Here is a 12,806-nt window from a genome sequence, read left to right as displayed (position 1 = left end):
ATATAGATATATATATAAATAAGTATAGTATAAATAAAGATAAGCATAGCGGTAAGTTAGGAGAGGTTAATATGTCTTATAAAATAGGTATAGATGCAGGCTCTACTACTTTAAAGGTAGTTGTTCTAGATGAAACAGAAGAAATAATTTATTCAAGCTATGACAGACATTATTCTCAAATACGTAAAAAGTTATTAGAAGAGCTTGATCAAATACAACCTTTAGTAGAAGATAAAGAGCTTAAAATAGCTGTAACAGGTTCTGCAGGCTATGGTATTGCAGAAGAAACAAATCTAGAATTTGTACAGGAAGTATTTGCTACAGCCTTTTTAGTTAGAGAAGAGAAGATGGATATTGATGTGGTCATAGAGCTAGGTGGGGAAGATGCTAAAATTATTTTCCTGACAGGGGGCCTTGAGGAGCGCATGAATTCTACATGTGCAGGGGGAACAGGTGCTTTCATTGATCAGATGGCAGCGCTGATGAATATTTCTACAAAAGAGCTAGATGAAATGAGTCTTCAGCATACTTCGCTATATAGTATTGCATCTAGATGCGGTGTTTTCGCTAAATCAGATATACAACCTCTTCTTAATCAAGGGGCATGTAAAGAAGATATTAGTGCAAGTATTTTTCAGGCTGTAGTAGATCAGACTATTGTTGGCCTAGCACAAGGTAGAAAAATAGAAGGAAGAGTGATGTTTTTAGGTGGGCCACTCTTCTTCTATGAAGGATTAAAAAGGTGCTTTAAAGATGCTCTAAAATTAAATGAAGAGGATGCCGTTTTTCCTAAAAATGGTCAGCTTTTTGTAGCACTAGGGTGTGCTAAGTTTAGTGAAAATAGCAAGAAGACTTATAGCATTGAAACACTAAAGAATATTCTTGGTGAGGAGCATAAGAAGGATAATAGACTTTTACAGCTACAGCCACTTTTTCAGAATGAAGAAGCGTATAAAATTTTTAAAGCGCGTCATGATGCCTACCAGCTTGTCAAAATGCCTATAGAGCACTACAAAGGTAAGGCTTATTTAGGTATAGATGCTGGAAGTACCACAACCAAAATGGTACTTATAGGGGAAAATGAGGAAATTTTATATGAGGTTTATGCTTCTAATCAAGGCAATCCCGTAGAGATTATAAAAAGAGAACTTTTGAAAGTTTATGAGTTATGCAAAGATAAAATTACAATTTGTGGGTCTGGTGTAACAGGGTATGGAGAAGAACTGATTAAACATGCTTTTAAGATAGATATAGGTATTGTAGAGACACTTGCACATTTTACAGCCGCCCATTACTTTGACCCTCAGGTGAGTTTTATTCTAGATATTGGTGGACAAGATATTAAATGTTTTAAAATTGCTAGTGGTCGTATTGAAAGTATTATGCTTAATGAGGCCTGTTCTTCTGGATGTGGCTCTTTCATTGAGACTTTTGCGATGCAAATGGGATATGATGTTAAACATTTTGCACAGATTGCGCTTTTTGCAAAACATCCTGTAGATTTAGGGTCAAGATGTACAGTTTTTATGAATTCCTCTGTAAAAGAAGCACAAAAAGAAGGTGCTTCCATAGAAGATGTATCAGCTGGCCTTGCAATGAGTGTAGTGAAGAATGCCCTTTATAAAGTGATTAGAACAACTAATGTAGAGGAACTGGGTGATCATATTGTGGTGCAGGGAGGAACTCTACTTAATGATGCAATTTTAAGAAGTCTAGAACTTGAATTACATAAAGAAACCATTAGACCTAATATTGCGGGGCTTATGGGCGCTTTTGGGGTAGCTTTATATGCTAAAGAAAATGTAAAAGAAAAAACTACACTTATTTCTATAGAAAAGCTGGAACACTTTAGGCATATTTCTAAAGTAACAAACTGTAATTTATGTACCAATCATTGCCATCTTATTGTCAATTACTTTGGAGAAAAGGAACGTTACATATCTGGTAATCGCTGTGAAAGGCCTGTCGGCAAGATGAAAGAAAAATTACCTAATTTATATACCTATAAATACAATAAGATACGTAAGCTAGGTGTAACAAATGGAACAAAAGGCGTGACGGTAGGTATACCAGTTGTACTTAATATGTACGAGCTTTTACCATTTTGGAGTAAGTTCTTTGAAACATTAGGTTTTAATGTAGTACTTTCTTCTGCTTCGAATAAAAAGCTATATCGAGATGGTGAATATTCTATTCCATCAGATACTGTATGTTATCCCGCTAAGTTAGCCCATGGGCATATTGAAAGTTTACTTAAGCTTAAGCCAGATTTTATTTTCTATCCTTGTATGAGTTATAACTTAGATGAAGGCATTTCCGATAATCATTTTAATTGCCCTATTGTAGCCTATTATCCAGAGGTACTTACATCTAATATAGAGGGGCTTAAACAAGTAGAGATGCTTACACCTTATATAGACTTCAATCACCCTAAGTCCTTAAGTAAATCGCTCTATAAGTTATTTAGAGAAAAGGGGTATGATTTATCTAAGAAACAAATAGATATGGCATTAGAGAAAGGTTTTATAGCACTCCATACTTATTATGAAGATATAAGGATAGAAGCAAGAATGGCAATAGATTATGCAAGGCTTCATCATAAACCTATTGTGGTGTTAGCAGGAAGACCTTATCATATTGATCCAGAGATTAATCATGGGATAGATCAGCTCCTTAATGATCTTGGAGCAGTGGTAGTAAGTGAAGATAGTATTTGTCCTAAGGATGAAAAGCCAGAGGTGAATATACTGAATCAATGGACTTACCAGGCAAGGCTTTATAATACAGCTCATTATGTAGCGCGTCAGAAGGATATAGATCTTATTCAACTTGTATCATTTGGATGCGGGACAGATGCAATTACATCAGATGAAATAAATAGTATTTTACAGCGAGCAGGAAAACTTTATACACAGCTTAAAATAGATGAAACAAGCAATCTAGGAGCTGCTAAAATTAGAATTAGAAGTATGTTCGCAAAGGCAATAGAGGGGCAGGGGAGAAAGTCTTATGCAAAATTATAAAGTATTCACAAAGGAAATGAAAAAAGATTATACCATTATTGCACCAACTATGTTACCCATACATTTTGGGATTATTAAAGAGGTTCTGAGACAGTATGGTTATAAGCTGGATTTTTATGAAGGTACAACAGAGCAGATGTTAAAAGAAGGCTTAAAAAGTGTTCATAATGATTTGTGTTATCCAGCTATTATTGTTATAGGGCAGCTCATGGCAGCCTTAAAAAGTGGCGAATTTGATCCTGATAAAACAGCACTTATGATTACACAGACGGGAGGAGGATGTAGGGCCTCTAACTATATCCATCTATTAAGGAAGGCGCTTAAGAAAAGTGGGTATGCGCAGGTCCCTGTTATTTCAGTTAATGCAAGTGGGCTTGAGAGACACCCAGGTTTTAAACTAACGCCAGCGCTACTTGGCAAGTGTCTTATTGCTATGTGGTATGGGGATTTAATTATGTGGGTAAGCAATCAGTGTAAACCCTATGAGCTTAATAAAGGAGATACTCAAAAAGTCAGTGACCATTGGGTGAGTTACTTAGCGGATATTTCAAGTACACCTAAGTTTTTGCAAATTAAACGTCAGTATAAAGCTATTCTACGTGACTTTGAAGCTATACCTAAGCATCATGTAGAGAAAATAAAGGTAGGTATTGTAGGGGAAATTTATGTGAAATACTCACCACTTGGTAATAATCACTTAGAGGATTTTCTTATTCGAGAAGGAGCAGAAGTGGTGATGGCAGGCGTTGGGGATTTTATGATGTACTGCTTAAGTAATAGGGAAATAGATGCAAGGCTTTATGGGCGATGTGGTATAGGTGTTCTAACTTGTAAGCTTGGTTATCACTATTTGCACCATGCCCAAAGAAAAATGATTAAGTGTATTAAAAGATTTAGTCATTTTAAGGCGCCTACAGATTTTGAGAAAGTTAAGAAACTAGCAAGTGATTTTATGGGGCTAGGTGTTAAGATGGGAGAAGGTTGGCTTCTTACAGCAGAAATGTTAGAACTGGTAGAAAGTGGTGTTCAGAATGTGATTTGCACACAGCCTTTTGGGTGCTTACCTAACCATATTGTGGGCAAGGGTATGATGAGAAAGATTAAAGAAATCTATCCAGAATCTAATATTGTAGCCATTGACTATGACCCTTCAAGTGCTAAGGTCAATCAGGAAAATCGTATTAAATTAATGCTTGCAAATGGTATGCAAAATATTCATTTGAAAAATGCCTAGTAAATGAGAAAAAATGGATAAAAAACCGTTTATAATGCTGAAGTTAAATTTTTTTTATAGTTTAAAATTGGAAAAAATAAGCATATTATATAAGGGATAAAAGAAAATTTAGAAGGGTATAGGCAGATTGACTATTGAAAAAAATAAAAATAGCAAAATGAACAAAAAAATAAAAAGAACACAAAAAACTTAGGGCAGACTTAAGCGTTACCCCTTGCTATAATAATCATGTAACTTCCCCCAGATGTTACAGCAAATATGAATTTATTTGCTACCCCTAGAATAAAATACCTTCTCTCAAAGAGAAAGACCCGTTGTCTTTCTCTTTTTTCTTTGCCCTTTTTTATTTTCCAAATACATACTAATGTTCCCAGAAGTAGTTTCTAATATAATAGAACTATAAAGATAAAGTAAGAGGGGGAAAGTATGAAGAAGCAGTTAAAGCAAAAAAAGTGGCTTATGATAGGACTTGGTTTAGGAATACTGATTCTTTTAAGTATAGGCGTTTATAACTATAAGCAATCTCAAAGTTTTTTTATGAATTATAATGCTTTTCAGGAACAAGTAAGAGAAGGAAAGATTAAAGAAGTAAGTATAGGGGATAGCCCTTATATTACGTTTAAACAAGTAGGGGACGATATACTTTATAAAACAGAGAACCCTCGTACGTTAGATTTCAAAGAAAAACTTCTTTTGAAAAATATAAAAGTGACAGAAGGTAATAATAACACAACTTTTTATTTTGTTCAGATGTTCATTAGTGCGACAGTTTTTATAGGCGTCTTTTATATTGTTTTTAGAGGGACTAAAAGACACACAGGTATGCAGACTATGGCATTAGGTATAAAAGCTATTGAAGCAGATGATTTAAGAATAGGTTTTGAGCAAATAGCAGGTAACCATGAGGTTAAAGATCAGGTGGAAGATATTATAGGTTTTATTAAAGACCCTCAGAAATATACACAGCTTGGTGCACGTATGCCAAAAGGACTTATATTTTATGGGCCACCAGGTACAGGTAAGACACTTATGGCCAAGGCTATTGCTAAGGAAGCAGGTGTACCTTTCTTTTCATTAAGTGGGTCAGACTTTGTACAGATGTATGTAGGTGTAGGTGCAAGCCGTATCAGAGAAGTATTTAAAGAAGCTAGAAAACATGAAAGAGCTGTTATTTTTATTGATGAAATTGATGCTATTGGTAAAAAGCGTAGTAATAATCTTTCAGGAAGCAATGAAGAAAAGGATCAAACTCTTAACGCATTACTTACAGAGATGTCAGGGTTTAAACATGATGAAGGCATTGTGGTTATTGCAGCAACCAATAGATTAGAGTTATTAGATGATGCTCTTCTAAGGCCAGGACGATTTGATAGACAAATTGAAATAGGTTATCCTGATCAAGGTGCTAGGGAGCAAATTATTAAACTTTATTTACAAGGTAAGCCTATAAGCGATGAGGTGGATAGTGAGAAATTGGCTAGACAAACTGTACGTTTTACAGGTGCCATGCTTGAGAATCTTCTTAATGAGGCAGCTATTTTAGCGGCTAAAGCGGGAGAGATAAAAATTACAATGAATCATATTGAAAAGGCCTTTTCTGTTGTACTAGCAGGAGCTGAAAAAAAAGACCGTTCCTATATTACGCAAGAAGAGAGACGTATTACAGCCTTTCATGAAGCAGGGCATGCCCTTATTACTAAGCTTATAGTACCTATGCAGCGTGTTGTCAAAGTAACAATTGTACCAACAGTAAAAGGCGCTGGAGGATTTAGCATGAGTATTCCAAAAGATAGTATGTATATGACTAAGAGAGATTTTATCAGCCAGATTCAAATTGCACTTGCAGGCAGAGCAGCAGAGGAAATAATTTTTGGAAAAGATCTTATTACAACAGGAGCTAGCAATGATATAGAAAAAGCAACTTACTATTTAAAAGAACTCATAACACGCTATGGTATGGATGATACGTATGGATTAATCAACTGTGAGGTCATTTGTCCAGGTAACAGTAACCAAGAACTTTTAAAAGTATGTAAGGAAAAAATGGATCAGATTTATGAAGAGACTAAGCTTGTTTTAAAGGAACATGAAGAAAAGCTTATGGTACTTGCTGAGGCTTTACTTGAGCATGAAACTTTAAATGAGGATAAAATTATAGAGTTAATAGCATAAAAAGAAGCCAGGTCCTACGGCCTGGCTTCTTTTCTAATATTTATTTTTATGTAATGCTGAAATATCATCACGCCAGTATAGTCTAACTCGGTTAATAGTTTTTACAGGGGTGATCTTACCTTTACTCACTAATTCATCGAGGTATTGCCTTGAACAATTCAAAAGCTCAGTTGCTTCAGCTGTTGTAATGATTTCGGATTGAATAAATGTTATGAGCTGTTCCTTACTATCAAAATTAAATTCCATATCAATATGCCCCTCTCCGTAAAACGCAAAATCCCTTAAATTTACTTTATCATATAGATGTTAATTCTATTGTAAAATAAAATCGTGAATTTGGCAATTAATTATAGAATATATCGGAATAATGCAATAAAAAAGTAAAGTTATTTTTCAATCTTTCTTCACATAATTTGGCTATAATCATAGTAAAAATAAGGGTTAATACAGCTGATTTGGAGGTTATATAATGAATATTTTAATTATAGAAGATGAAGTACGTGTAGCAGATATTATGACAAAGTATCTTGAAAAGGAAAATTATAAGGTTTTCTATGCCTATACAGGTAGAGAAGGACTAGATTTATTTTATAAAAATAAAATAGATGTAGTGCTACTGGATTTAATGCTACCGGATATCCAAGGAGAAGATATTTGTAAAGAAATGAGAAGTGTTTCAAATGTTTATATCTTTATGATTACAGCAAAAGGTACACTGGATAATAAAGTAGAGGGGTTCCAAATAGGAGCCGATGAGTACTTAGTCAAACCAGTAAGTCCTAGAGAGCTTGTTGCACGTGTCAAAGCATTAGAAGGTCGTAAAGAGCGAGAAGAAAATAAGGATACACTTGTCTTTGATAAAGGTCACCTTAAAATCTATCTTCAAGAGCGTATGGTGAAAATCAATAATGAAATTATTAATCTTACGCCAAATGAATTTGATTTGCTTTATGAACTGGCTTCTTCACCAGGACGTGTTTTCACCAGAGAGCAGCTTATAGAGGCTGTTATGGGTATTGATTTTGATGGGTTTGACCGTACTATTGACGTGCATATTAAAAACTTACGTAAGAAAATAGAAGAAGATACAAAGAGTCCTAAATATATTAAGACTGTAACAGGTATAGGTTATAAATTTGAAGGTACATTAGTATGATTTCCATGCGTAAGCAGCTTTTTGCGCTACTTTTATGTGTAGGTACATTAACGATTCTTATTACAGCACTTTTTGTTAACGCTACTATCCATACAGAGTTTAAAAATTATATAGAGGATAACATTCAAAAGACCAGTGGAATCATTGTAAGACAGTTAGAAGAAATTTATGATAATGAAGGTTCATGGAATGAAACTTTAGAAGAAAGCCTATTGACTAATACACAAATTGGTAAGTTTTCAGTAGCTATTTTAAATCCTGATAAAGAACTTATATGGGGGAAAACGAAAGAAGAACTAGCTCAGGAGATAGAAGACTTAGAGTATCCATTCTTTTATTTACCACAGATGATGCAGTTTAAGGATAAGATCTATACATTTCAAGACATTCCTATTGAATCGGAGCAATACGGCTTAGTAGGTTATGCACGTATTGGTTATTTCCCTTCATGGTTGTTATCTACTTCAGACATTGATTTCCAGGCAGGGATTAACCGCAGTATTATTTGGAGTGGGCTTATTGCACTGGTATGTTTTGCTTCTATAGGTGCTTATATTACAAGGTTATTTACTAAACCTATTTATGCTATTGCAAGAACTTCAGTAGACCTAGCGGAAGGCAAATATTATACAAGGTATAATAAACATAGTAGCATTAAAGAAATAGAAAATTTAAGGCATAGTATGAATTACCTAGCTCAAAAGTTAGATGAGCAAGATACTTTAAGACGAAAATTGATTTCAGATGTTTCTCATGAGATTCGTACACCTCTTCATATTTTACAGAGTAACTTAGAGGCAATGATAGATGGTATCTATCCAATAGATGAAGATCAAATGCAAGTACTTTATCAAGAAGTTGTGCGATTTGGAAGCCTTCTAAGTAACCTAGATAAGCTGAAAAATATTGAAGATAGCACAACAGATCTTCATAAACAGGAACTTTATATGAATAGTTGTATTAAGGAAGTCTATAATGTCTTTAAGATTGTAGCTAAAGAAAGGCATATACACTTTAAACTAGATTTAAAACAGACAGACCATGTAACTGTTTATGCAGATTACAATGCTTTAAAGCAAATTCTTATGAACCTTTTCTCTAATGCTTTTAAATTTACAGAAGAAGGTAGTATTAGAGTGTATACAACCATTGAAGAGAAAATGGTATGTATGTATATAGAAGATACAGGAATCGGTATAAGCAAAGAAGATTTGCCTTATATCTTTGAACGTATGTATAGAGGAGATAAGAGTAGAGAGAAATATGAAGGCAGCGGTATAGGGCTTACAATGGTGAAAAAACTTATTACTGAGCATCAAGGAAAAGTTGAAGTGCTTAGTGAAGAGGATAAAGGAACGACTATGATTATTAAGCTTCCTCTTATACATCATACAAAGTCTAAAACTTTAAAAAGTCTTTTTCCTAAAGAGTAATATAAGAAAAGGTCACCTAATGGGTGACCTTTTTAAGTCTTGTTTTCACTATAAACAATTGACTAAGTTTATAAACGATTAACGTTCAGCGTATTTCATAAAGAAAGGTGAAATATATTTATAAGTCACCATAATAAGTGCACTTTCTATAGGAAGCATAAGGAAGGATTTAATAACACGTGCACTAATAAGTACCATAAAGGCCTTACCTGTAATCATAGAAAGCCATAATGGATTTAAGAATAGCTGAACAATTAGAATAACGAGTAAATTACTTAGGACAATACGACTAATAGACAGCTTGTGGCCATAGAGCATCTTTCCATAAATATAACCTGTTGCAAGAGCACTTAAAGTAAAACCAGGGAAATAAGCACCTCCTGTTGGAAAGACAATGGCACCGATAAAATCGGCTAATGCTGCACCAAGGGCAGCAGAGCGTGGTCCAAAGAGCATACCCATAATAACAATGGTAATAAAACCAAAGTTAATACGAAGTAGTGGACCAAGGTTAATACTAGCAAAGCGCACTAAAACAATATTAAGTGCGACAAGTAGTGCAATAAGCACCATTTTAGTTAATTTATGATTCATAAAGCACCTCCAAAAAATGTGTATTGAAGAGCGCTGACTTGGCAGCGGAATGCGACATAAGCACCGCAAGCATTAAGCTTTTCGTCTAGTGGCAACTTCCCGTCCAACTAGCACTTAACGCGCTTACATCTACTCTGCCAACTGTCTATAGTGATAGTAGTATTATATTCAAAAATTCATACAGTTACAAGAATTGTTTCTACCAAGTAGGCAGGTTTGGTTGACACTCTAAATTTAAGAGACTATAATGACTTTAAATTGTAATAAAATGACACACTTTGACAAAAGAAAGGACAGAAAAAATGGAAAATTTAAATAGAAAAGACCCTTATATGATGCTTAGTATTGTGAATATGAAATTAAGAGATGAATGTGATTCTTTAGAGGCACTTTGTAAAGACTATGATTTAGACATGGAAGAACTTTTAGGGCGTATGGATGCTATTGGTTATACATATAGCATGGCAAACAATCAGTTTGTAGGCTAAATCAGAAAGGAGAAAGGGTTATGGAAACAAAAGAAAAAAATTTATTAAATTATGCAAAGCTTATTGTAGAAGTAGGTGTTAATATTCAACAGGGGCAGTATCTTATGATTACATCACCAATTCAAACAGCTTATTTTGCAAGGGCACTTACAAAATGTGCTTATGAAGCAGGTGCTAAAAAAGTTTATGTAGATTACGTAGATGAAGAATTAAGTAAAGTAACGTATATGCATGCACCAGATGAAGCCTTTTTAGAATATCCTCAGTGGGTGGCCGAAGGGAAAAAAACACTTGCAGCAAACAACTGTGCTTTTATCAGCATTTCTGCATCTAATCCAGACTTATTAAAAGATGTAAATCCAGCACGTATTGCAACGATGCAAAAAACGGCAGGTATAGCTTTAGAAGGATTTAGAAACTACATTCAAAATGGAGATGTAGCTTGGTGTGTAGCTTCTATTCCAACAGCCGAATGGGCTATGAAAGTATTTCCTAAGGCACAAAATAGTGATGAAGCTATAGAAAAATTATGGGATAAAATTTATATTGCAACACGTATATATGAACAAGACCCAGTAGAAGCATGGAAAGAGCATACAAGGAATTTAGAAGAAAAAACAAAGTTCTTAAACAGCAAGAAGATTACACAGCTTCATTATCAATCTAAAGGAACAGACCTTTATGTAGAACTGCCAAAAGGTCATATTTGGCAAGGTGGTGGAAGCTATAATAAAGCAGGAACTTACTATGTAGCTAATATGCCGACAGAAGAAGTTTTCACTATGCCTTCTAAATATGGTGTAAATGGTAAGCTAGCTTCTACAAAGCCTTTAAGTTATGGCGGTAACTTAATAGAAAACTTTGTTCTTTATTTTGAGAAAGGCCGTATTGTAGATTTTACAGCAGAGTCAGGATATGAAACACTTAAATCTCTTATTGAGACAGATGAGGGTTCACATTACCTAGGCGAAGTAGCTATTGTACCGGATGACTCACCTGTATCTAATACCAATACTATTTTCTATAATACATTATTTGATGAAAATGCTTCTTGTCATTTTGCTATCGGAAGTGCTTATCCAGATACAATTGAAAAAGGTACTGAGATGAATAAAGAGCAGTTAGAAGCAGTTGGTGCCAATACATCTTTAACACATGTAGATTTTATGGTAGGGGATACAAATCTTACGATTGAAGCAGAGACAGAGAGTGGAGAAAGCTTTATAGTGCTTAAAGACGGTAACTGGGCTTTTTAATTTGACTGGTTACTTTCAAAGATTGAAGTAGGAGAACAATATAAATAATTTTTATAAAGAGAGGGCGAGGCAATATAGGTGCTTCGTCCTTTGCTATATAAAGTGATAAAGAGATACTTTGAAAAGTAAATACATAATAAAAGGAGAGAAGATGATGAAGATTTGTGTACTTGATGCTAAAACATTAGGAGATGATATAGACCTTACGCCTATTCAAGCAATGGGAGAAGTCATGATTTATGATTTAACTCAGCCTCATGAAGTTGCTGAAAGAGTTAAAGATGCTCATGTGGTTGTGACCAATAAGGTACAGCTTGGCAAGAAGCAGCTAAAAGATGCTAAAGAACTAAAATTGGTTGCACTCTTTGCAACAGGTTTTAATAATATTGATTTAGAGTATATGAAAGATAGAGGAATTGGCGTAGTCAATGTACCAGGATACTCTACAAAGAGTGTGGCACAGCATACCTTTGCTTTACTGTTTAATTTATTAGAGCATTTAGCTTTTTATGATGAATATGTAAAGACTAAGTCTTATGCAAATAGTAATACTTTTGCATATATTGCCAAGCCTTTTTATGAAATAGCAGGGAAGACTTGGGGGATTATAGGAATGGGTGCTATTGGCAAGGAAGTAGCAAGAATAGCCGAAGCTTTTGGCGTACATATTATCTATTATTCCACTTCTGGGAATAATGGACGTGCTGGCTATACGTGTGTAGATTTAGATACCTTGCTTAAAGAAAGTGATATTATCTCTATTCATGCGCCTTTAAATGAAAAAACTCAAAACCTTATAGGATATAAAGAGATGAGTAAGATGAAGAAGAGTGCTTTGCTAATGAATCTTGGAAGGGGAGGTATTATAGAGGAGGTGGAACTTGCTAGAGCACTTAAGGAAAATCTCATTAGAGGAGCAGCCCTAGATGTCTTAAAGGTAGAACCAATAGAACAAGAGCATCCTTTATATGATGTAGATCCATCTAAATGGATTGTGACACCTCATATTGCATGGGCTAGTGTAGAGGCCAGAGGTAACCTAATTGGACAAGTAGCAGCTAATATAGAAGCCTTCTTTAAAGGGGAGATGAGAAACCGTATTGTTTAAAGAGAGAATAAATTCCAAGCTTGTCAATAGGTATGATTTAGAGTCTGGCATCATATGTTAGTAATAAGACAGTACTTTTTAGGAGGTACTTATGAACCCTATTTTCTTAATTGTTATTCTCGTTATATGTGTTATTATCGTGTTTATTCTTGCAGATATTCAGAGTCGTAAAATACCTTCTACATTTCCTGAGGAGATAGAAACTAATGAAGAGGAAGAAGGAGACGAGGAAGATGAAGAAGATGAAATACCAGAAGAAGAGGAGCAAGAAGTTGAGATAGGTGAAGATGCTACAGACGAGAAATCAGAAAAGCTAAAGTCATAACAGAGAGTGATTAAAGG

11 protein-coding genes and 1 riboswitch are annotated in these 12,806 nt (G+C 34.6%); of the genes, 9 read left to right on the top strand and 2 right to left on the bottom strand.

The window, feature by feature from the left end; all coding sequences use genetic code 11:
• The first annotated feature begins 71 nt into the window (after positions 1–71).
• The 3 genes from ACLTBU_RS02415 (at position 72) to ACLTBU_RS02405 (ending at position 6,429) form a co-directional block, all read left to right on the top strand.
• A complete protein-coding gene (locus tag ACLTBU_RS02415) occupies positions 72–3,023 on the top strand; it encodes an acyl-CoA dehydratase activase-related protein (RefSeq protein WP_412217329.1) in 2,952 nt (983 codons plus the stop codon).
• Entirely contained in the window at positions 3,010–4,257 is a 1,248-nt protein-coding gene (locus tag ACLTBU_RS02410) for a hypothetical protein (RefSeq protein ID WP_412217327.1), read from the top strand. Before ACLTBU_RS02415 ends, ACLTBU_RS02410 begins: the two co-directional genes overlap by 14 nt.
• A gap of 426 nt (positions 4,258–4,683) precedes the next feature.
• Positions 4,684–6,429, top strand: a complete 1,746-nt coding sequence (locus ACLTBU_RS02405) for an ATP-dependent metallopeptidase FtsH/Yme1/Tma family protein (protein ID WP_177669305.1) — start codon at positions 4,684–4,686, stop codon at positions 6,427–6,429.
• 33 nt (positions 6,430–6,462) lie between these two features.
• Here the strand turns inward: ACLTBU_RS02405 and ACLTBU_RS02400 are convergent, their stop codons facing one another.
• On the bottom strand, positions 6,463–6,675 hold the full coding sequence (locus ACLTBU_RS02400) for a helix-turn-helix transcriptional regulator (protein ID WP_177669307.1): 213 nt from the start codon (positions 6,673–6,675) through the stop codon (positions 6,463–6,465).
• Between the two features lie 223 nt (positions 6,676–6,898).
• On the opposite strand from ACLTBU_RS02400, the gene ACLTBU_RS02395 reads away from it, so the two are divergent.
• The gene (locus ACLTBU_RS02395) at positions 6,899–7,585 is read left to right on the top strand and encodes a response regulator transcription factor (protein WP_283246128.1); all 687 of its coding nucleotides are present in this window, start codon (positions 6,899–6,901) and stop codon (positions 7,583–7,585) included.
• Positions 7,582–9,018: a sensor histidine kinase gene (locus ACLTBU_RS02390; protein ID WP_177669309.1), complete on the top strand. Its 1,437-nt coding sequence runs from the start codon at positions 7,582–7,584 to the stop codon at positions 9,016–9,018. The genes ACLTBU_RS02395 and ACLTBU_RS02390 overlap by 4 nt, the downstream gene beginning before the upstream one ends.
• Positions 9,019–9,096: 78 nt before the next feature.
• Here the strand turns inward: ACLTBU_RS02390 and ACLTBU_RS02385 are convergent, their stop codons facing one another.
• Positions 9,097–9,612 (bottom strand): folate family ECF transporter S component, encoded by a 516-nt coding sequence (locus tag ACLTBU_RS02385; protein ID WP_249331292.1) that lies wholly within the window; start codon positions 9,610–9,612, stop codon positions 9,097–9,099.
• A gap of 40 nt (positions 9,613–9,652) precedes the next feature.
• A riboswitch (THF riboswitch) is annotated at positions 9,653–9,751 on the bottom strand.
• 163 nt (positions 9,752–9,914) lie between these two features.
• On the opposite strand from ACLTBU_RS02385, the gene ACLTBU_RS02380 reads away from it, so the two are divergent.
• The 4 genes from ACLTBU_RS02380 to ACLTBU_RS02365 all read left to right on the top strand — a co-directional run bounded on the left by ACLTBU_RS02380 (position 9,915) and on the right by ACLTBU_RS02365 (position 12,789).
• A complete protein-coding gene (locus tag ACLTBU_RS02380; protein WP_177669313.1) occupies positions 9,915–10,100 on the top strand; it encodes a DUF4250 domain-containing protein in 186 nt (61 codons plus the stop codon).
• Between the two features lie 20 nt (positions 10,101–10,120).
• On the top strand, positions 10,121–11,356 hold the full coding sequence (locus ACLTBU_RS02375) for an aminopeptidase (protein WP_177669315.1): 1,236 nt from the start codon (positions 10,121–10,123) through the stop codon (positions 11,354–11,356).
• Positions 11,357–11,507: 151 nt separating this feature from the next.
• Complete coding sequence (locus ACLTBU_RS02370) at positions 11,508–12,464, top strand: D-2-hydroxyacid dehydrogenase (RefSeq protein ID WP_412217326.1); 957 nt, start codon at positions 11,508–11,510, stop codon at positions 12,462–12,464.
• Between the two features lie 91 nt (positions 12,465–12,555).
• A complete protein-coding gene (locus ACLTBU_RS02365) occupies positions 12,556–12,789 on the top strand; it encodes a hypothetical protein (protein WP_249331294.1) in 234 nt (77 codons plus the stop codon).
• Positions 12,790–12,806 lie beyond the last annotated feature (17 nt).

The organism is Zhenhengia sp., assembly GCF_046966505.1.
GTDB classification, from domain to species: Bacteria; Bacillota; Clostridia; order Lachnospirales; family Cellulosilyticaceae; genus Zhenhengia; species Zhenhengia yiwuensis.
This window is presented reverse-complemented; position numbering and strand designations above follow the sequence as displayed.

Bases quoted from the DNA above. Each gene is read 5' to 3' on its own strand.
- ACLTBU_RS02395 (WP_283246128.1), top strand. From the start codon at position 6,899: ATGAATATTTTAATTATAGAAGATGAAGTACGTGTAGCAGATATTATG.
- ACLTBU_RS02385 (WP_249331292.1), bottom strand. From the start codon at position 9,612: ATGAATCATAAATTAACTAAAATGGTGCTTATTGCACTACTTGTCGCA.
- ACLTBU_RS02365 (WP_249331294.1), top strand. From the start codon at position 12,556: ATGAACCCTATTTTCTTAATTGTTATTCTCGTTATATGTGTTATTATC.
- ACLTBU_RS02380 (WP_177669313.1), top strand. From the start codon at position 9,915: ATGGAAAATTTAAATAGAAAAGACCCTTATATGATGCTTAGTATTGTG.
- ACLTBU_RS02370 (WP_412217326.1), top strand. From the start codon at position 11,508: ATGATGAAGATTTGTGTACTTGATGCTAAAACATTAGGAGATGATATA.
- ACLTBU_RS02375 (WP_177669315.1), top strand. From the start codon at position 10,121: ATGGAAACAAAAGAAAAAAATTTATTAAATTATGCAAAGCTTATTGTA.
- ACLTBU_RS02400 (WP_177669307.1), bottom strand. From the start codon at position 6,675: ATGGAATTTAATTTTGATAGTAAGGAACAGCTCATAACATTTATTCAA.
- ACLTBU_RS02415 (WP_412217329.1), top strand. From the start codon at position 72: ATGTCTTATAAAATAGGTATAGATGCAGGCTCTACTACTTTAAAGGTA.
- ACLTBU_RS02410 (WP_412217327.1), top strand. From the start codon at position 3,010: ATGCAAAATTATAAAGTATTCACAAAGGAAATGAAAAAAGATTATACC.
- ACLTBU_RS02405 (WP_177669305.1), top strand. From the start codon at position 4,684: ATGAAGAAGCAGTTAAAGCAAAAAAAGTGGCTTATGATAGGACTTGGT.
- ACLTBU_RS02390 (WP_177669309.1), top strand. From the start codon at position 7,582: ATGATTTCCATGCGTAAGCAGCTTTTTGCGCTACTTTTATGTGTAGGT.